Consider the following 20,393-nt stretch of genomic DNA (forward strand, 5'->3'; position numbering starts at 1 on the left):
CTCACCATAGGGCCGAGGTTGGCGGGCCCCCCGCAAACCTGGGATGTTGCCGGTCATCACCGACCGGGAAGGTCCGCCCTGACCGTGACCGGCGAACAGGTTGTTTGATGGATCATCACTCCTGACTGGCTGAAAGGTAGTTGATGAACACCGGGCAGCCCGGCATCCGGACGCCGGGTGACCGCGGAACGGACGGCCGCCTCCGACCGGGAACGGCCGCCCGTTCCGGCGTCAGGGCCGCTTGCGGACCAGGGTGATGCCGTCGGCGACGGTCAGCAGGGAGATGTCCACCCGTTCGTCGGCGTACAGAGCGGCGTTCAGTTCGCGGACGCCCGCGGTGTCCGGGTCCTGTGCGGCCGGGTCCGCCACCCGACCGAAGAACAGCGTGTTGTCCACCACCAGCAGGCCGCCGGGCCGCAGCAGAGCGAACGATCCCTCGTAGTAGCGGGGGTAGTTGGCCTTGTCCGCGTCGATGAAGACGAGGTCGAAGGACTCCGGTCCGCGCTCCGCCGTCAGCTTGGCCAGGGTCTCCACCGCGTCGCCGATCCGCAGCTCGATCCGGTCGGCGACCCCGGCCTGCTCCCAGTACCCGGCCCCGATGGCGGGCCAGCGCTCGGTGAGGTCACAGGTCACCAGCTCCCCGCCGGGCGGGAGGGCGCGGGCCATGCAGAGGGTGCTGTACCCGGTGAACGTGCCGATCTCCAGGATCGACCGGGACCCGGTCAGCGCGACCAGCAGCGCCAGCAGTTGCCCCTCCTCGGCCATCACCTGCATGGCCTCGCCGGCCGGTAGGGCGGCGGTCTCGGCCCGAAGTCCCGCCAGCAGCTCGTCGTCCCTGAGCGAGGTCCCCCTGATGTAGTCGAGCAGTTCCTGCGTGGGTGTCACCTGTTGGGCCATGGGACTCCTTGTCGGGTGTGCGCGTCCGGGTCCGGACGCCGGTCGGCGGGCTCGACGGGGCGCGGCGGGGCGCGGAGGAATTCGGCGGGGCGCGGAGCGGGAAGGACGGGCGGGGGCTACGCCCCGCGGCGACTCGCCGACGTCCGCCCGAGCACCGAGCGGAGCCGGTGCCCGACCGGGTCGAGTCCGGCGGTGGCGGCCAGTTCCAGCGCGGACCTCAGGTTGGCCTGCTCGGCGCACCACCAGTCCTCGGCGTCCGAGTGGCAGTCGGGGGCGGGCGCCCAGGGGACGAACACCGGCCCGAAGGCCGGTCCGCGGACCGGGCCCGCGTCGCCGTGGCCGACGGACGTGGCGAGCTGCTCCTCGGCCATCCGCAGGTAGCAGGTCAGCAGCCGGCGCAGTGTCTCGGCACGGCGCTCGGGCGGGTCCTCCGCCTCGGCCCGCTCCCTCGCGTAGGCGCGCAGCAGATCGTCGAGATGGTAGCGGCCGCAGCCGCGGGCGTGCAGCAGGTGGGCGTCGGCGAGGGTCTCCAGGACGGCTTCCGCCGTGTCGACCTGGCAGTCCAGCAGGACGGCCGCGATGCGGGCGTCGGTGTGCTCGGCCCCGACGGCGCCCAGCATCCGGAAGGCGGCGGCGGGGTCGGGTAAGGACGGCAGCCGCGGGGCGTCGCGCTGCAGGGTCCGGTAGTCGCGTTCCAGGCCGATCCGGACGCCGAGGTCGCCGACCCGCAGTTCGTCCAGCAGGCGGGCGGAGCGGGCCAACCGGGCGGCGAGCCGGCCGAGGTCCCAGTGCGGGCGTCCCAGGTAGCGGGCGCCGACGATGCGGACGGCGAGCGGGAGGCCCGCACACCGCCGGACGACGGAACGGGCGGCCTGCGGCTCGGCCTCGACGCGCCGATGGCCGACGATCGAGCCGAGGAGCTCCAGGGAGGCGGGTTCGTCCAGGGGTTCTAGGAGGATGGTGTGGGCTCCGTCCAGGTCGGCGAGCCGGTCGCGGCTGGTGACGATCACCCGGCCGGCCCGGCCACCGGGGAGCAGCGGCCGGACCTGCGCCGCACCGCGTGCGTCGTCGAGGACCACCAGGACCCGGCGGTCGGCGGTGAGCGAGCGGTACAGCAGGGCGGCCTGGTCCGGGTCGGCGGGGATCGCCTCGGCGGCGACCCCGAGGTCGGTCAGGAAGCGGGCGAGCACCTCGCCGGGCTCGGCGGGATTCTCGGTGCCGCCGAGATCGGCGTAGAGCTGCCCGTGGCCGAACCGGTCCCGGACACCGTGCGCGACGCGGAGCGCGAGCACGCTCTTGCCGATACCGCCGCTGCCCGTGACCACGGTGACCGCGGCGGTCGGCAACTCGGCCAGCAGCCGGTTGGCGAGTTCGCGTTCCTTCGCACTCCGGCCGACCAGTTCGGGCGGGCCGGCCGGCAGTTGGGCGGGGCGGGGCCGGCGCGGCTCGCCGGGGTACGGGCCGGGCCGCTGCGGCTCCGGCCCGGCGGTGTCGGCCTTCGGGGCATCGGTGCCCGCGGAGTCGTCGGCGGCCAGGATGCGCCGTTGCATCTCCCGTAGTTCCGGGCCGGGTTCGGCGCCGAGCTGGTCGATCAGCGCGGTGCGGGTCAGCTGGAACAGGGCGAGCGCCTCGGACTGCCGGCCGGCCCGGAACAACGCCAGCATCAGTCTGCTGACGAGGGCTTCGCGCAGCGGGCTCTCCTGGACCTCGCGCCACAGCTCGGGCATGATCTCGGCGTGCCGGCCGAGTGCGAGGTCGACGTCCAGCCGTGATTCCACGGTCTGCAGGCGTAGTTCGTGCAGGTAGCGGCCCTCGACCTCGCGCAGCGTGCGGGAGGGGATGTCGACCAGTGGTTCCCCGCGCCACAGCTCCAGGGCGGCGGAGTACTCCGCCGAGGCCGGTTCCAGCTCGCCGGCCCGGATGTGGGCGGCGGCCCGCGCGCGGTGGGCGGTGAAGCGTCCGAGGTCGGTCTCGTCCTCGTCCAGCTCGATCCGGTAGCCGGGGGCGCTGGTGAGTATCCGCCTGCCGGCCTGACCGCCGAGGACCTGGCGGAGCCTCATCACGTAGGTGCGGACGGTGGCCGCGGCGCTCGGCGGCCGGCCGCCGTCCCAGACCGCCGCGGCGATCCGGTCCACCGACACCACGCGGTTGGCGTTGATCAGAAGCAGGGCGAGCACCACCCTCTGCCGGGGCGCGGGCACCTCACGCTCCCCTCCGTCCACCCGGACGGACAGCGGGCCGAGCATACCGAACTGCACAGACGGCCTCGATTCATGGCGGCAGAACAGGGCGACGGGATCAGGCCTGCCGAGCAGGCGACGCACGGCTTTCCTCTCCGCTCGTCGTCCTGCGGGTCGATCCGCAGGCTGCGACGGGCGGCGCGCGGGCGGCGGGTCCGCACCGCTCTGCAGCGGGGCGAGTTCGTCGAAGTCGACGAGCCGGGTCTCCCCCAGGGCTCCCGTGTGGTCGGGCGCCGTGCTGTCGGCCGCGGTGGCCGGATCCCGGACCGTGGAGTTCCCGGCGCCGGGGCGCACCTGGGCGACGACCACGAACGCCTGCCTGTGGGCACTGCGCAGGATGTCCGCGAAGATCTCGTCGAACTCCCCGATCCGCGCCGGGTCCCTTGCCTGAGCCACTCCTGCTGCTGCGCCGACGGCTCGGTGGGGACGTCCGGCTTCAGGTTCCGGACGGCCGCAGACACCGCCACATCCAGGTCGGTGCGGCCTTCGGGCAGGTGCTGGCCGGCCGTCTTCGCCTCGGGGGTGGTGCCGTTCGCGAGAGCCGTCCGGCCTGCCGGAGGTTCCCAGGGTGCGCAACCGGCTCCGGACGATCTGCGCGTCGGTGCGGGCCGGGCGGGCTGCCGGGAGCGTGACACCATCCCCCGACCGGGCGAGCAGCGCCTTCCCCTCGATGCCGCCGGCAACCTCTGCTCCGGGCAGGCCGGGCGGGGGCACCCCCGGTAACGAGTACAGCGCCACCACCTGGACCGTGATCGGCTTGCGGCGCCGCACCCGGTCACCGTGCGGGCCCTGACCGGGCCATGGCCGTCCCGTTGTACCGCCGTCGCCGGTCGGACCTTCGTGGCCCTTCGCGCCGTTTCGGCCTGCCGCGCCGTCGCGGCCGCCGGGCCGGTGGCGCGCGGGTTCCCGGCGGCCGGCGCCCCCCGGCGAAGCGACATCGCTCACCGCGCCCCCTTCCGGTAACGCCGCGACTCCCGCTACCAGAACCGCTCGGAACCTCGCGCCCCGGACGGCCCGGGCGGAGCGCGGCCCGAGGCGCCGCGACCCGGTGGCCGCCGTTCCGCCCGCGCGCCATTCGGACACCAGTAATTCGTGCAGAGTCGACACCGGCGACCTGCCGACGGAGCATGCTTCCCACATCATGGAACCCCCCTCCACTCTCGAAAACCACCGGCCCCAACAGGCCCGGCACGTTCTAGAGATGCGCCCCCCGCGCTTTCATCCCGCTGCGTTATCAAATCGTTACTCTCTGCACGGCGCGAACACCCTGCAAACATCGACGAAAGCACGCACCAAAGGGTCGCCCGTATGCGCACCATTCATCCGCGCAGGAGCCCGGGGAGATGAACGCATGATGCGGAGGCTTCCCGGTGGGCAATCCACGGGCCCGCCCCGGCCGTCAAGGCCGCTCCGGTGTGCTCGCCCTCTCTCGTACGAACCAAGACGGTCTGTACGACCGGCGGGAGGCTCGCGCAGGCTTGCAGCTTCCGTAGCGTCATGTGGTCAGGTGGAGCCGTCCTCATTCGTTCGCGAAAGGCCCTCCGCCGATGCCCACGTCGTTCTTCGTTTCACGTCAGGCCAGGATCGGTGACGTGGCGGCCCTCGTAGGCACGACACCGCGAGCGATCCGGCACTACCACGACATGGGCCTGATCTCCGAGCCCGGACGGGGCAGCGACGGCCGTCGGCGCTACGGCTTCCAGGACGTGGTCCGCCTCCTGTGGATCCGGAAAATGGCCGAAGCGGGAATCACCCTGGACGACATCCGTGACGCCTTCACCAACACCGCAACCGTCTCCGAGACCGGCGAGAGCGAGGGGGGCGGCATAGAGGCCACCCTGGCTCGGCTGGAGGAGGACCTTGCCGCCCGGGCGGCAGAACTCGCCCGCCAGCAGGCCCGCGTACAGCGGATGCGTGCCGAAGGCAGCCGGATGGGCCTGCTCTCCGAGGCAGTCACCGGTCGCTTGAAGAACCTCCCCGAGGGCTCGCTGCGCCAGGACGATCTGGACACGCTACTCGTCACCGAGCGGATCTTCGGCCCGCTCGGCGCGGCCGTGCAGGCATCCCGGTTCATGGCGCTGGCCGCCCACCCCGAGCTCCGGGCCGAGTCCGACCGCGTGGACGCTGCCGAGGAAGCACTCGACGACACCGTCGCCGTCGACGACCCACGTGTTGCCGAGACGGCCGCCCGGCGCCACGCGTTCGAGAAGACCCTGATGGCGGTGATCGAGGAGTCGGGGATCGAGGAGGAGGAAGCAGCCCTCCTCGACGCCCTGGACGCCGCTCACCCGGAGGCCGCCGAGGACACTGCGGAAACGGAGGCCGAGGAGGGCGGCATGAGCGTGTTCGAGGCCGTCACCAGGTTGCCTCACGGCTTCTCCCCGGCCCGGGTGCGCTGCGCGGAACTGGCCCAGGAACTCGCCGACCGCGACTGAGCCGGTCCGCCGGAAGTCCCGCGCGGAGAAGGCCCGGATCGCGGTCACCTTCCGGGCGACCTCGGAGAAGGCGACCCGCCCGTACCGCCCGAGGGGTGTCCCTCGCCCGGCAGTTCACGCTCTCGGTGCCGACCGGTACCGACCGGTGCACTCGCAGGGGGCTCTGGGGGGGGTGCTCGGGTCCACGGTTGTAGGGTCGGTGCCCATGATGCTGAAGAGGTGGACTTCCCGTGTCCTTCTGATCGACGAGCGTGATCGTCTCCTTCTGCTCTGCGGCCGGGACCCCCGCAGGCCGGGCGCGCAGTGGTGGTTCACCGTCGGCGGCGGGGTGGAGGACGGGGAGGACTACGCCCAGGCCGCGGTGCGCGAGGTGCGGGAGGAGACGGCGCTGTCCCTGCCCGTCGAGCGGCTGAGTACGGTCGTCTGGACACGGCAGTCGCTCCTGACCGTCGACGGGCAGCGCTTCGACCAGTACGAGGAGTACCGCCTGGCCCGCGTCACTGCCGCCGAGGCGAGCACGATCAGGATCGACACGGCCGAGGCCTGCTACGGGTACCGCTGGTGGGCTGCCGAGGAACTGGGAGCCACCTCCGAGACGGTCCGTCCCAAAGGGATGGCCTCCCACCTGACCAGGCTGTTGACGGCAGTCGGCGGGCCCCACCCGGAGCCCGTGCTGCACCTGGGAGACTTCGACGAGGACACCGACCCCGAGTAGGGGCCGGGCCGGCCACCCCGTACCGGACGCGGAGGCCACCTCCGGGCGGACACCCCGGGTCAGCGCTTGGACTGCCAGTAACCGAACTGGCGGAGCGGGTCGCCGTCGAGCGACCACGGCCAGGCGGTGGCCACGTCACCGAGCAGGTCGAAGGTGTCTGCGCTCTCACGCGAACGGCCCGCCTGGACCAGGGCGAAGGCGAGCACGTTGAGGTCGGCCAGGGCGGCCGCGTGCCGTAGGTGGCCGGGGCGGGGCCAGTCGGCCACGGCCGCGTCAAGCACCCGGGCGGCACGCTCGTTCGTCCACTGGCGGCGGACCAGCAGCGCCTCGATGCCACCCCGGGCGGCGATCCGGGCGTGCTCGTCGACCAGTGCGGTCAGCTCCACGCCCACGGCCGGCGTGTTCGGGGGCACCACGGCCCGGAACGCGTCCATGAACTCCGACTGCCTGCTGCGCGAACCGCACTCCTCCGGCGACAGGTAGCGCAGCATCTGCAGGTGCGCCTCGCGGTTCCAGGGGTCGCGTGCGCGCACCTCGTGGAAGACGGCGAACAGCTCGCGCGACTCCGCGCGCGTCAGGCGCAGGATCCCGAGCAGCACCACCCAGGGGGTCGGGTCGTCGGGCGACGCTTCGGCGGCACCGTAACAGTGGTCGGTGGCGGCTCGGGCGTCCTCCATCCGTCCCGTGTACCGGCCGCGGACCAGCTCCACCCACGCCTCGAAGACCTGAGGGTTGGCGTTGTTCGGGCGGCGCAGCCGCCAGAAGCGGGCGAGCGACGAGGGCGCGGCGGCCTCGGCGAGGACGGCCAACCGGTGTGCGCGACGGTCCCAGTCCGTACCGGCCTCCTGGAGAAGCCGCTCGACCTGCTCGATGCGAATGGCATCCTGGCCCGGCATCGCGGCGGAATTCAGCTGGCGCCGCACGCGACCGAGGGCGGCGTCGTCGAGTTCCGGCCGCACTCGCGGGCCTGAAGCGCGAAGTCTTCGAAGGATCGACACGGGCCAGAGCCTAGGCCGACAGTCGAATTTCGGACAGTCTCGGAGGAGGATCGTTATGTCCGGGCAATTCCGGTGACCGCACCTGGGCAACCTCGATCTCCCGGGCAGGTACTGGCGGATACGGCCAAGCAAAATTCAGGTAAGGCTGCCCTAACTTTCCTTTGGCCCCCGGAGGGCGGGGCGACACGTCCCTCCCTCCGACACAACGCGGGCCCGGCCGGCAGTCAACAGACCAGCGCGACGAACACGCTCGGGGAATTCGCTCACGGATCCTCGTCAGCAAAGGAAGCGGGTGTCCGGGCAGCGCCTCACTCGGCGTCCTCGTCGGTGAAGGAGAGTCGTACCGCCACAAGACCGCCGCTCTCGTCGAGGTCGGCGAAGACGGGGAACCATCCGTCACCCCAACTGGTCATCGAGAACAGCACCTGGGCGCCGCCCACCTCGACGGTGCCCGCCTCCAGGGCCGAGGAACGCACCTCGCGCATCGCCTGCCAGTGGTGGGAGTGCGGCCGAAAGTCGAACACCAGGCCATGTCGGGGATGCGCGTCCTTCCAGGCCAGCAACGCCTCGGCCTTCTCCACTGCTTCGGCGATCTCCAGGTCGGCCCAGCCGTAGAGATCCTCCTCGCCAGTCGCGCCGAGCCGGGGAGCACCGAAATCTCGGGCCACCTCGTCCTGTGCGCCACCCCAGAAGGCCACATCGGCCAGACCGTCCAACGGCTCGTCGTGTTCCCAGGCCCCGAGCGAGTCGGCGTCGCCGAAAGCCACTCGCGCCCAGTCCACGCAGATGTCCCCCAGCGGGACCGACTTCGCCACCGGCACATCGGTGACCCTGACCCGCATCTCCGCCCACCCCGATCCGTCGCCGACGCGGGTCGCCTCCACGGGAAGAGCCCGATCGCGGGGCAGACCACCGAGCGCGACGGCCGGAACGCCGAAGGCAAGGAAGCTCCCGCCGCCTGCCACCCCACATCGGCGGACCCGCTCCCGATGCGGCACCCGGCCGTCGAAAGGCTCCAACCGGGCATCGAGGCCACGTTCACGGCAGTGCGCCTCGAAGTGCCCGGCCACCTCCGCGACTCCGGACGCCGGAATGTCGTACAGCGTCGTTCCCGGCTGCCGGTCGAAGGACCTCGCGGCAGCCTCGGCGTCGGGCCCCACTATCTCGAAGTCCACCGCGCGGACGATGTCGTCAGCCATCGCCGGGTCGTGGACACCCAACTGTTCGGGATCGATCCCGGCGGGAGACTCGTCCCCGCTCCACATGCCGAGGTAACCGCCGTCGATGATCACCAGGTCACCGGACGGGCACGTGATCCGGCCCAGCTCGAAGATCTCTTCCATAGCCGGGGAGTCTAGGAGTGTCGTCCGACACCAGGCCTCGACGAGGGCCGACGGCACCATGGCCGGGGCCGCCGTCGAATCCGGACGTGGCTGCCCGCCACCACCCCGGAATGCAGACGGCCGCGTCTCGCCACCGCGACCGGGAACCCACACTCCCCGACCCGGGTCGACGCCGGCGGCAGGGGGCCCGACGAGCGGCGCAGCGAACCCGCCGGGGCCGGGAGCACGGGCTCGTGTGCACGGGTGGAGGGACTCGAACCCCCAGCCTGCCGCTTTGGAGACGGCTGCTCGTCCAGTTGAGCTACACCCGCTCAGCCAGGCCGGACTCGAACCGGCGACCTACGCCTTATGAGGGCGGTGCTCTACCAACTGAGCTACGGGCTGTCGGCCCTGGTGGCCGCGTGCCTTGATTCTGCGGCACGGCCCCACCGGGCGTCACCCGGTTTTCCGGTGCGCCACAGAGCATGTCAGGCGGCCCCGGCGAAGCAAGCCGGCCGGCGTCCGATCCTCTGCCGTCACCAGTCACACATCCGCCTGCACCGTCCCGCGCTGCGGCTTCCCGTGGTCGCCGAAGACGTTCGCGTCGAGCTCGCGGTGAGCGTCGTTGTCGGGCATGCCGCGCAGCAGCAGGTCGCGTGCGGCCGTCAGCGGTCGACGGGTGCGCCCGGCGGAAACGGGAGGTCTCGGCGGTCTGCTACAGGCCGAACTACGGTGGACGTGATCCGGTACGGCGGTCCCTCCCGTCCCGGCCGGGGCGGCAGTGACTACCGTGGACGAAGAGGCCGAACTCCTCCCCACGTGGGGAGGCCGCAGGTCTGACAGGAGCCGGTTGTGAACGACCTCGGTGACGGCAAGGCCTCCAGCGGTGTGCGCGGGTATGCGTTCGCGGGTCGCGAACGCGAGATGCGGGCACTGCTGGGCGCGGTGTCCGGGAAACGCCCGGCAGTGGTCCTGGTGGAGGGCGAGGCGGGGATCGGCAAGTCGCGGCTGGTCGCGGAGGCGTCCACGGTGCTGGGCACCGAGGGCCTGCGGGTACTGGTGGGCGGCTGCCATCCGCTGCGTGAACCACTGGCCTACGGGCCGGTGGTCGACGCACTGCGCCGGGTCGGAGCGTGGCTGCCGTCCGTGGAGCGGCTGGACGTGTCGGCGGGGGCGCTGGCGCCGCTGCTGCCCGACCTGGCCGGCGCGCTGCCTCCCCCGCCGCCGCCGGCGCCGCCGGATTCCCCCGGGTCGAGCGGGCAGCGGTCCCGGGTGGCGTCGGGGGTACGGACGCTGCTGGAGGCGGTGGCCCCGACCGTGCTGGTGGTCGAAGACGTCCACTGGGCGGACGAGGCGACCCGGGAGCTCCTCCTCCTGCTCGCACGGGACATGCCCGCCGACACCGCGCTGGTACTGACCTACCGGGCGGAGGACCTTCCGGTCGGCCGGCCGGTGCTGGGTGCCGCGTTCCGCCGTCCGCCGGGCACGGGCGGGGCCGAGATCCGGCTCGGGCCACTCGGCGAACCGGAACTGCGGGCCATGGCGCGGGACGTACTCGGCGACCGGCCGAAGCCGGCCCTGGTGCGGGCCCTTCTGCAGCGGAGCGGGGGTCTGCCGCTGGTGATCGAGGAGGACCTGGTCACCCTCGCCGCCGTGCCGCCCGGCACGGACCTGACAGTGCTACGGGTGCCGCGAAGCCTGAGCGAGGTGCTGGCCGAACGCAGGGCCCGGCTGGGCCCGGACGCCGCCGCTCTGGTCAACGCTGCGGCGGTCCTGGCGGTCCCGGCCGGACAGTCGCTGCTGGCCGACGCGGCGGGCCTGGACGGGGACCGGGGCGAGGCGGCCCTGCTGGAGGCCCTGGGCGGAGCGGTGCTGCGGCAGGTGGGCCCGGACTCCTACGGGTTCGGGCACGCCCTCGCCCAGGAGGCCGTCTACGGCGCAATCCCCGGGCCGGTACGCAACCGGGCCCACCGGCGGATCCTTCAGGTGCTGCTGTCCCAGGAGCCGCCACCACTCGTGCAGATCGCCCACCACTCCCGCGCCCTGGGCGACCTGGCTGCCTGGCTGCCCCGCGCCCAGGCAGCCGCCGACCAGGCCACCGCGGTCGGCGACCACGGCACCGCCGCCGCCCTGCTGGGCGAGATCCTCGACCAGCCCGGCCTCACCTCCGAACAGCTCACCCGCGCGGCCCTGGCCATGGCCGTGGCCGCACACTTCCGTACGGACCGCACCGCCTCCGTGGCGGCGCTGCGCCGGATCATGCTGCTGCCCGGCCTGCCCACGGCGGCTCGCGGCCAGATGCGATCGGCCGTCGCGATGGCGCTGATGTACCAGGAGGGTGATCCGGGAGGCGAGGAGGAGATGCTGACCGCCCTGTCCGAGGTGGAGGAGAGCGACCCGGTCTCCACGGCCAGGATGCTCGGCCTGCTGGGTGTTTCCAGGACCGGCCGGTTCTCACTCGCCGAACAGCGGGCCATGGTCGAACGCGGATTCGCCCTGCCGGCGGCCGGCGAGGACCACTACGCGCAGATGCTGCTCCACCTCGCCAGGTTCGGCCAGCAGTGCGTGGCCGCCGATCCCGCCGCCGCCGAGCTGGTGGCGGTGCTGCCCCGCGAGAGTGACGACGTGCAGATGCTCCAGGGCACGGCGATCTTCCTCACAGCCAGTGTCGGGGGCGCTCTCCCCGTCGGCCACGACCGGTCGGCCGCGCAGGCCCTCGCCGAGGCGACCGCATTGGTGGCGCGCACCAACATGCAGACGCTGGACCTGCATCTTCACACCTTCCGCGTCGTGCTCGACTGGCAGGCCGGGCGCTGGGACGAGGCCGAACGGGGCCTGGAATCCTTCCACGAGCGTTATCCGGATCGTCCGCTGGACGCGGGTGGGCTGCTGGCGACCGTCCGCGGTCTCGTCGCCGCCGCCCGTGGCCGCACCGCCCAGGCCGCCGACGCCTTCGAACAGGTCCTCACCCGCGAGGGTCTGCACCTGGACTCGCTCGCCGCCGCCGCCGGCGCCGCCCGCCTCCACCTCAACCGCGACGACCCCCACGCCGCCTGGCGCGCCCTGACCGACCCGCACGACTTCCTGACCTTCCTCGACCGCAAGGAGGCCTGGACCCACGCCTGGGACCTCGTCCCCACCGCCGTCGAAACCCTCCTCGCCCTCGACCGCACCGACGAAGCCGAGGCCCTGACCACACGCCACACCACCGGGACCGAGGGCCGCGACGCGCCCGGCGCCACCGCCGAACACCACCTGTGCCACGGCCTGCTCCTGCAAGCCCACGACCCCGACGCCGCGATGACGGCCTTCGACCTCGCAGCCACACGATGGACCGCCATCGGCCGCCCCTACCCCGCCGCCCTCGCCGCCGAACGCGCCGCCCGCACCCGCACCGACCTCGACGACGTCTCCACCCGCCTCACCGCACCGATCGCCACCTTCGAACACCTCGGCGCCACCTCCGACGCCGCCCGCTGCCACCGCACGCTGCGGGAACTCGGCAAAGTGACCTCCAACCCCCGCGGCCGGGCCGGCTACGGCGACCGCCTCTCCCCCCGCGAAGAACAGATCCGCGACCTCCTCACCACCGGCGCCACCAACAAGGACATCGCCGCCGCACTCTTCCTCTCCACCCGCACCGTCGAGAACCACGTCGCCCGCATCCTCGCCAAACTCCGCACCACCCGCGCCGACCTCACCGACCCACCCGGCTGAGACGCCGCCGGTAGTGACGGCGGCGGGCGGCGGCCTGGTGGCGACTGCGGCATTCCGGCCGCCGGTGAGGCAGTCCGCTCGGCGTTGCGTTCGGAGGATTCGCCTGCGCCCGGAGAAGGCGGCGGACTCCTGGACGGTCGGGTCCACCGGGTCGCGGCTGTGTGCCGGGCGGTTCAACCGCCACCGACAGGGCGCGCTTCAGTACGACTTCAGGATGACAGCTGATCGGCAAGGAGTCTGACGACGCCCGCCGGTTGACACCGGAGGATGTGACCACCCCAAGGCCTCGAAGCACCGGTTGTGGAGCAGCGGCCCTCCCGATGACCCACCCGCCCTGTTCGAGCCCTGGAGCAGCAAACCTTACGGAAGCGCAGGCCGCTGGTGCGTGTTGCGGGCTCGGCGCGTGAAGCGCCGCCGTCCCCGAGTACCCGGTGACGCGTCGGACCAACAACTCTGGACCGCCACCCATGCACGTGACCACCCCCGCCAGCTACCTGGCCCAGCTGTGTCGAGAGCTCACCGACTTCACCTGGAGACAGACCCGCGCCTGTGCCTACGCCATCGCGCTGCTCGCAGGTGTGGCGGCTTCCACCGCGCTGCCGAGTTTGCCGCTGGCCCGCTACGACATACTCGTCGTCTACGGCATCCTGCTCACCCTGACGTTCTGGCGGTGCGGCTGGGAGACCGGTCGCGACGTCGCCGTCATCGCCGTCTGCCACGTCATCGGACTGGTATTCGAGCTGGTGAAGGTGCACCTCGGCTCGTGGAGCTATCCGGAGCCGGCGGTACTGAAGATCGGAGGCGTCCCGTTGTACGGGGGGTTCCTCTACTCGGCTGTCGCCAGTTACGTGTGCCGCGCCTGGCACCTCTTCGACCTGCGGCTCACCCGCTACCGCCGCTGGCCGACGGCTGTGGTTGCGGCTTTGATCTACGTCAACTTCTTCACCCATCACTGGCTGCCCGACGCGCGCTGGCCACTGGCCGCCATGCTGTTGGCGGTCACCGCCGGCACGACGGTCAGCTACCGCGTCCGCGGCGACCGGCGACGCATGCCTCTCGCGTTGTCGTTTCTCCTCATCGGCTTCTTCCTCTGGCTGGCGGAGAACCTGGCCACCTACTCCGGTGCCTGGCGGTACCCCCACCAGCTACAGGGCTGGGAGCCCGTTGCTCCCGCAAAGATCGGCGCATGGACGCTGCTGATCAGTGTCACGTTCGTCCTGGCAACGATCGGCAGACTTCGGCCGCCCAAGAGTCCGCGCTCTCCTTGACGCCTTCCGGCCTCTCGTAGCGGGGCCCGGTACGCCGACTCGGCTACGGCAAGGAAGTCCGGTCACGACGAGGTTCGGACGATGCCGTGCCGCCGGCGAGGACGGATGGCGGGGCGGCGGTGTGGCCGCCGAAGTCCGGTCCGTGGCCGCCTGAGTCAGCTCCCGCCGGACGACGAGTGAATACGTTTCCTCCAAGGTCAGTGAAGTACTGAACGAGGAGGTAGGACGCGTGGAGCCAAGCCGGCACGACACCTGCGTGATCGGGGCGGGGCCTGCCGGACTGGCAGCCGCCAGGGCCCTGGCGGAACGGAATCTTCCGTACACGCATCTGGAGCGGTACACCCGGTCCGGCGGCATCTGGGACATCGACAATCCAGGTAGCCCGATGTACGAGTCGGCCCACTTCATTTCGAGTAGGACGCTGTCGGGTTTCGGTGGATTTCCGATGCCGGACCACTTCGCGGACTACCCCCCTCACCGGCAGGTCCTGTCGTACCTGAGATCTTTCGCCGACACCTACGAACTGACGGACCGCATCGGGTTCGACGTGGAGGTCGATGCCGTCGAGAAGAACGCGGACGGCACCTGGACCGTCACCCGGACCGACGGGCCGGCAAGCGTGCACGGCCAGGTCGTCGTGTGCACGGGCTCGCAATGGCACCCCAACGTCCCGGAGCTGCCGGGACAGTTCAGCGGGGAGGTCCGGCACACCGTCCGCTATCGCGACGCGGAGGAACTGCGGGGCAAGCGGGTCCTGGTCGTGGGCGCGGGGAACTCCGGCTGTGACATAGCCTGCGACGCGGCCCGAACCGCAGCCTACGCGGTGATCAGCATGCGACGCGGGTACTGGTTCATTCCCAAGCATCTCTTCGGCCGGCCGGTGGACACCGTCTCCGACGGTGGACCGCACCTGCCGATGTGGCTGGCGCAGCGGGTCTTCGGCGCCCTCCTGCGGATCATCAACGGTGACCCGACGCGCCTGGGTCTGCCGAAGCCGGACCACAGGCTGTTCGAGACCCATCCGGTCGTCAACTCGATGCTGATCCACCACCTCCAGCACGGCGACATCACCGCCAGGCCCGGGATCGCGCGTACCGAGGGTAAGACCGTGTACTTCACGGACGGCACGACGGACGACTTCGATCTCGTCCTGCTGGCCACGGGGTATCGCCACCAAGTGCCGGTCGCGCAGAAGTATTTCGGCGACGAACAGCATCCGGATCTGTACCTGTCGTCGTTCTCGCGCAAGCACGAGGGCTTGTTCGGAATCGGCTTCGTCGAGACCAACTCCGGCGCGTACCGGCTCTTCGACTCCCAGGCGCAGATGATCGCCGGGTACATCCATGATGCGCAGCAGCGGTTGCCGAACGCTGAGCGATTCGCCCGCATGATCCGTGCCGACCGTCCGGACCTGTCCGGCGGGCTGAGGTTCGTCGACTCGCCCCGCCATGCCGGTTACGTCGACGGCGAGACGTTCAGGAAGTACCTGGGGAAGGTCGCGGGCGAGATGGGCTGGCGAACCGAGGGCCGGCCTCCGCGGGGGGCGGTCTCGTCGCTCTGCGGAGGCGAGGGCATGAGCAGGTCCGACCTCACCGACAAGACGGACGGGCACAGGGGGCCGGTGGAGGAAGTATGAACCCCGACAAGATGCTGCAGGTCATCAGTCCCGCCTCCGGTGAGCTGATCGCCACCCTGCCCGCAGCGAGCGCGAACGACGTCGCCAAGGCCGCCGGGCAGGCCCGGCAGGTCCACGACACCGGGGTGTGGTCGCGGATGCCGGCCGGGCAGCGGGGCGCGGTCCTGCTGAGGCTGGCCGACCTCATGCAACGCGACGCCGAGATCCTGGCCGGGCTGGACAGCGAGGACGCGGGCAAGCCCATCACGGAGTGCCGTACGGGCGACGTGCCGGGTGCGATCGAGTCACTCCGCTGGTTCGCCGAAGCGGCCGACAAGGTCTTCGGCCGGGTCTCGTCCGGCCGGCCCGACGGTCTCGGCCTCATGATCCGCGAACCGGTCGGCGTCGTCGCGGCGATCCTGCCGTGGAACTACCCGCTGGCCGTGGCCACGTGGAAGATCGGGCCGGCCCTGGCTGCGGGCAACTGCCTGTTGGTCAAACCGGCCGAGGCGACACCTCGCTCGGCCCTGCACCTGGCCGCACTCGCGGCCGAGGCCGGCCTTCCCGACGGAGTGCTCACGGTACTGCCCGGGTACGGCCGGGAAGCCGGGGCGGCCCTGGCCCTCAGCCCCATCGTGGGAGCACTCTCCTTCACCGGGTCCACCGCGACCGGCCGTCGCATCCTCAAGGGCGCCGCCGAAAGCAACTTCAAGCGCGTCTCGCTGGAGACGGGTGGCAAGAGTCCCCAGGTGCTGATGGCTGACGCGCTCTCCTACGGCGACGACCTCATCGACAACATGGTCGAAGCCGCGTTCCTGACCATGGGACAGAACTGCACGGCCGGCTCCCGGATCCTGGTTCACCGCAGGATCGCCGAGGAGGTCCTGGAGCGGTTCACGGCTGCGGCAGGACAGCTCGTCATCGGCGATCCGGCCGACCCGCACACGCAGATCGGACCGCTCATCAACCGATCCGCCTTCGACCGGATCACAGGAGCTGTGGAGGCCGCCCGCTCCGGCGGAGCCCGGGTCCGGACCAGAGGCCTGCCCCACGGACTGCCTCCGCACGGCGCCTACTACCCACCCTCCGTGGTCACCCACGCCCCCGACGACAGCGACATCCTCACCGAGGAGCTGTTCGGTCCGGTCGTCACGGTCCAGACCTTCTCCTCCGAGGAGGAGGCGGTACGCATGGCCAACGCCACCGAATACGGTCTCGCCGCCTCGGTCTGGACCCGCGACCTCGACTCCGCACTGCGGCTGGCCCGCGGCATCGAGGCAGGCGTGGTCTCCGTCAACACCTACAGCGAGGGGGACATCACCACACCGTTCGGCGGCTGGAAGCAGTCGGGTTTCGGGGGAGCGGAGAAATCCACCGACGCCTTCGACCAGTGGACCAGACAGAAGACCATCTGGATCCGAACCCGCTGATCCCGGCCACACCGGGCGGGCGCGACCACCGACCGTCACCCCGCGCGCCCCGCCCCCCGGAGCATCTGCTCCCGCAACCGGACCGGGGACGTGCCGTACCAGCGGCGAACCGCACGGCGCAGCGCCCGTCCGTCGGAGAATCCCGCCCGGTGGGCGATGTCGTCGAGCGTCAGTTCGGATCGAAGCAGAAGCTCTTCGACGCGCTCCCGGCGCACTCCCTCGACGAGCGCCTCGTACGTGGTGCCGCACCCGGCCAGCCGACGGCGCAACGTCCGCTCGCTCGTCGAATGCCGCCGCGCCTGCTCGCCGAACGAAGGCACCATCGGTAGCGCCTGCGCGACAGAGATCTCCAGCACCTCCAGCAGATCCTGCTGGTCACGATGGGAAGCCGTCTGCGCGTCCAGCATCTCCAGCGTCGCCGCGTAGCTCACCGGATCCCGGCCGGGCATCCGGGTTCGGGCCCACGCGGGAGCGATGACCATACGGTTGACGGAGGCGCCGAATCGGACCGGGCAACCGAACAAGGGTTCGAACAGGTCCTGATGCCGCGGAGGCGGAAAGGAGAACTCCACCGACCTCGGCGTGAACGCCGCACCGACGGCCAGCCGGGACACTGTGACCACGGAGGCGAAGGCCTCTCCGCTTAGGAAGGAAGCCACAGCCGGATCCAGGGCGGGATCGGGAAGATCGGCACGCAGCACGAAAGCGCCGTCGTCCTCACTCGCACCGGCCGACCACACCACCATCGCCCCGGACAGGTTCTGGTACCTCACCCCGGTCTCGATGGCGTGCCGGAGGGTGTCGTCGGCCATCAGGGCGAAGCCGACCAGCCCCCACGCGGTCAGGTGCTGCGCCGCTCCGACCCTCAGCCCCAGACACTCGTCCTCGGTGAGCTCCAGCGCACGGCGGATCACCGCACTGCCCTGCCGGTACGACACCCGCAGCGCGGCGGAACGCATGACCGTCTCGTCCAGGCCCACCTGCTTCAACACGGGGCGCAGATCGGCGCCACGTTCCTCGGCGACGATGACGAGATAGCGCAGGATGTTCGGCTGGATCGTCGCCGACGTGCTGCGGTTGGTTCCGGGAAGGCCCGCCGAACCGGGGACAAGGGACATTCGCGCTCACATCCTCCTCGGCGACAACCGTAGGCGAATCGCCTCACCGGACGCATGACCTGGCCGCCGAAGTCCCCTGTGCGGCCTCTGGCGCCCGGATAGCGCAGACCAACGGCACAGCGCGCAAGCGAACAACAGTAAGCTACACAAGTAGGCCGATCACCCCGAAGCGGCAAAGTCAGTAACCGCGCACTGCGGGCCTTGCGCTCGGCCGGCACGTGTCGGTGCGAGGGCTGCGCCCTGCTGCAGCGCGACGAACCGGAGTTCGAGCAGTGCCGTGACCCGGAGCGGGTGGCCACGGCCGCGACGAATCCCGCTCCCCCACCTGATAGGAAGAACACAGCACAATCCTGATCGAAGGGGGCACGGAAGAGATGGCCGTCCTGACGCCGAGGCGCCTCTGGAAGGGATCCAGCAAACCGCAGCGCACCGAGCTCTACCTCCGCTGGTCGCTCTACCTCGTGCCGCTGGTCATGCTCCCGCTGATCATGCTCGCCATCGCCGCCGCCCCGGACGTCCAACCGAACACCGACGGCATCGCCCAGGTCTGCCTGGTCGTCGTCCTGGGCACCACCCTGCTGACCCTGCGGGCCCTGCGCACCTCACTCGACCACTACCTGAAGCGGCCCACCGACCACCTGCGCTGGCTCGTCGCCGTGGGCGTCGCGGCAGTGGCCGGTTCCTGGGCCGTGCTGCTGCTCGGCCCGGACGGCAGCGGGCCCGGCAGTCCGTACGCGCCGCCGTTCACCGCCGTGGTCGTCTCCGCCCTGCTGGCCAGTGCCTTCTGCCCGGTGAGCGTGGGCCTGCCGGTCGGCCGGGCGTGCCTCGCCGGGGCGCTGGCCCAGCTCCTGATCGCCCCTGCGGCCCTCCTGGCCGGGCTCAGCGCCCCGACCACGGCCGGCCTGCTGCTCGGCAACCTGATCACGCTCGCCGCCGTCGGCTTCAGCTGCCGCAGCTTCGCCTGGTTGCAGTCCGTCGTCTGGGAGCTGGACGCCGCCCGCGAGGCCCAGGCCCGGCTGGCCGTCGCCGAGGAGCGGCTGCGGTTCTCCCGGGACCTGCACGACGTCATGGGCCGTAACCTCGCCACCATCGCGCTGAAGAGCGAGCTCGCCGTCCAACTGGCCCGCCGGGGCCGGCCGGAGGCAGCCGACCAGATGACCGAGGTGCAGCGGATCGCCCAGGAGTCCCAGCGCGAGGTCCGGGACGTCGTCCGCGGCTACCGCACGGCGGACCTGCACGCCGAGGCGATCGGCGCCCGGGCCGTCCTGCGCGCCGCCAACGTGGCCTGCGCGATCGACCTGGGCGAGGACGCCGACGACCTGCCGCTGCCCGTGCAGTCGGTGTTCGGCTGGGTGATCCGCGAGGCCACCACCAACATACTGCGCCACAGCGAGGCCGCCCACTGCTCGATCCGGCTGCGGCGCGAGGGGAACCGGGCGGTGCTGGAACTGGAGAACGACGGGGTGCCGGCTGTGCCGATCCCGTCCCAGGGCAGCGGGACGGGGCTGCGCGGACTGCGCGAGCGCCTCGCCGCCCACGACGGTGAGCTGACCGTCCCGGACGCCGGGGCGGGCCGGTTCCGGATGCTCGCCAGCGTCCCGCTCTGACCCCGCCGGCCCCGCCGGATCCACCCAGCCGCTGCCCCTTCACCTCGCCGGTCACCCACTCAGCTTGTCCCCCAACCTCTGCCCGTGGTCGGCCCCTGGCTGACCACGGGTTTTCGTGTTCGCAGGACAGCCGGACGACGTCCGCGTGATCATGTGCTTCGGCCGCAAGGCACGATGACGACTCCGATTTCCGTGCGGGCTTCTACGGATTCCTCACTGCCCGGGCGGACGCGCTGTTCGAGCTGACCGATGCCATGCTCTGCGCCGACGGACCGGTGACGACTCTGGTCGACCTGACGCCGACGTCTGAGCACCGGCGCGGACACGGTGCGCTGTACGACGGGTTGAACCGTGGCCGGATCGAGGTGGACCGACTCCGCGCCGAGTTGTCCGACCTGCCTCTTCCCAGAGCGGCCGACGGACGGATCGTGCTCGCGGTGGACGTCAGCCCGTGGCTGCGCTCGGACGCGCCGACCAGCGCCGATCGGCTCTTCTGCCATGTCTACGGGCGTGCGAAGAGCACATCGCAGTTCACCCCGGGCTGGCTGTACTCCTTCGTGGCCGCGCTGGAGTCCGGCCGCACCTCGTGGACGGCGGTGCTCGATGCGGTCCGTCTCGGCCCGCAGGACGACGCCACCGCGGTGACCGCCGACCAGCTCCGCGACGTCGTCGACCGCCTGATCGCCGCCGGGCACTGGCAGGCCGACGATCCGGACATCCTCGTAGTGATGGACGCCGGCTACGACGTCACCCGCCTCGCCTTCGTCCTGGCCGACCTGCCCGTGGAACTCCTCGGACGGCCCCCGGGCCGCGGGACAGGCATACGGGGTCGCGGTGATCCGCGAGAAGCTCACCGAGATCCTCCGGTCATCACCGGCGTCGTCGCCGCGCACGCCGCCCTGCAGCCCAAGGGCCGCTGGATCAAGCACCTGAACACCTAGTAGTACTTCGTTAGGTCTGGCGTGGTCCGGTGCGCCCTGGTCGGTGTTTGGTGGGTAACTCGCGGTGGCAGGTGGGGCATTCGCCGGTCC

12 protein-coding genes, 2 tRNA genes and 1 pseudogene are annotated in these 20,393 nt (G+C 71.5%); 8 read left to right on the top strand and 7 right to left on the bottom strand.

Annotation, left to right across the window (positions count from 1 at the left end; translation table 11 throughout):
- Positions 1-231 precede the first annotated feature (231 nt).
- Positions 232-897, bottom strand: a complete 666-nt coding sequence (locus ABZY91_RS29845; RefSeq protein WP_355405967.1) for a class I SAM-dependent methyltransferase — start codon at positions 895-897, stop codon at positions 232-234.
- 116 nt (positions 898-1,013) lie between these two features.
- Positions 1,014-3,533, bottom strand: a complete 2,520-nt coding sequence (locus tag ABZY91_RS29850; RefSeq protein ID WP_355405968.1) for a BTAD domain-containing putative transcriptional regulator — start codon at positions 3,531-3,533, stop codon at positions 1,014-1,016.
- 1,151 nt (positions 3,534-4,684) lie between these two features.
- Between ABZY91_RS29850 and ABZY91_RS29855 the strand changes: the two genes are divergently transcribed.
- Together ABZY91_RS29855 and ABZY91_RS29860 are read left to right on the top strand one after the other, a co-directional pair.
- The gene (locus ABZY91_RS29855) at positions 4,685-5,572 is read left to right on the top strand and encodes a MerR family transcriptional regulator (protein ID WP_355405969.1); all 888 of its coding nucleotides are present in this window, start codon (positions 4,685-4,687) and stop codon (positions 5,570-5,572) included.
- Between the two features lie 205 nt (positions 5,573-5,777).
- A complete protein-coding gene (locus ABZY91_RS29860) occupies positions 5,778-6,287 on the top strand; it encodes an NUDIX domain-containing protein (RefSeq protein ID WP_355405970.1) in 510 nt (169 codons plus the stop codon).
- Positions 6,288-6,346: 59 nt separating this feature from the next.
- Here the strand turns inward: ABZY91_RS29860 and ABZY91_RS29865 are convergent, their stop codons facing one another.
- From ABZY91_RS29865 to ABZY91_RS29880, 4 genes are all read right to left on the bottom strand, one after another.
- Positions 6,347-7,183, bottom strand: a complete 837-nt coding sequence (locus tag ABZY91_RS29865) for a hypothetical protein (protein WP_355405971.1) — start codon at positions 7,181-7,183, stop codon at positions 6,347-6,349.
- Positions 7,184-7,593: 410 nt separating this feature from the next.
- Positions 7,594-8,628: a hypothetical protein gene (locus ABZY91_RS29870; protein ID WP_355405972.1), complete on the bottom strand. Its 1,035-nt coding sequence runs from the start codon at positions 8,626-8,628 to the stop codon at positions 7,594-7,596.
- Positions 8,629-8,866: 238 nt separating this feature from the next.
- Positions 8,867-8,939, bottom strand: a tRNA-Trp gene (locus ABZY91_RS29875).
- Positions 8,940-9,012, bottom strand: a tRNA-Met gene (locus tag ABZY91_RS29880). It lies immediately after the preceding tRNA gene.
- A gap of 447 nt (positions 9,013-9,459) precedes the next feature.
- On the opposite strand from ABZY91_RS29880, the gene ABZY91_RS29885 reads away from it, so the two are divergent.
- The 4 genes from ABZY91_RS29885 (at position 9,460) to ABZY91_RS29900 (ending at position 16,637) form a co-directional block, all read left to right on the top strand.
- The gene (locus ABZY91_RS29885; protein WP_355405973.1) at positions 9,460-12,324 is read left to right on the top strand and encodes an AAA family ATPase; all 2,865 of its coding nucleotides are present in this window, start codon (positions 9,460-9,462) and stop codon (positions 12,322-12,324) included.
- Positions 12,325-12,791: 467 nt separating this feature from the next.
- Positions 12,792-13,592 carry a DUF817 domain-containing protein gene (locus ABZY91_RS29890; protein ID WP_355405974.1) on the top strand — a complete coding sequence of 267 codons (801 nt, stop codon included), beginning with the start codon at positions 12,792-12,794 and terminating at the stop codon, positions 13,590-13,592.
- A gap of 229 nt (positions 13,593-13,821) precedes the next feature.
- Positions 13,822-15,228, top strand: a complete 1,407-nt coding sequence (locus ABZY91_RS29895; RefSeq protein WP_355405975.1) for an NAD(P)-binding domain-containing protein — start codon at positions 13,822-13,824, stop codon at positions 15,226-15,228.
- Positions 15,225-16,637, top strand: coding sequence for an aldehyde dehydrogenase family protein (locus tag ABZY91_RS29900; RefSeq protein ID WP_355405976.1), 1,413 nt, complete (start codon positions 15,225-15,227; stop codon positions 16,635-16,637). The genes ABZY91_RS29895 and ABZY91_RS29900 overlap by 4 nt, the downstream gene beginning before the upstream one ends.
- Positions 16,638-16,672: 35 nt before the next feature.
- Here ABZY91_RS29900 and ABZY91_RS29905 read toward each other — a convergent pair whose 3' ends face one another.
- Positions 16,673-17,755, bottom strand: coding sequence for an AraC family transcriptional regulator (locus ABZY91_RS29905; protein ID WP_355405977.1), 1,083 nt, complete (start codon positions 17,753-17,755; stop codon positions 16,673-16,675).
- 374 nt (positions 17,756-18,129) lie between these two features.
- Between ABZY91_RS29905 and ABZY91_RS29910 the strand changes: the two genes are divergently transcribed.
- The gene (locus ABZY91_RS29910; RefSeq protein WP_355405978.1) at positions 18,130-19,362 is read left to right on the top strand and encodes a histidine kinase; all 1,233 of its coding nucleotides are present in this window, start codon (positions 18,130-18,132) and stop codon (positions 19,360-19,362) included.
- A gap of 182 nt (positions 19,363-19,544) precedes the next feature.
- Positions 19,545-20,162, top strand: a pseudogene (locus ABZY91_RS29915) (transposase); the annotation flags it as partial.
- Between the last annotated feature and the right edge of the window lie 231 nt (positions 20,163-20,393).

The sequence above is a fragment of the Kitasatospora sp. NPDC002965 genome (genome assembly GCF_040611255.1).
Lineage (GTDB): Bacteria > Actinomycetota > Actinomycetes > Streptomycetales > Streptomycetaceae > Kitasatospora.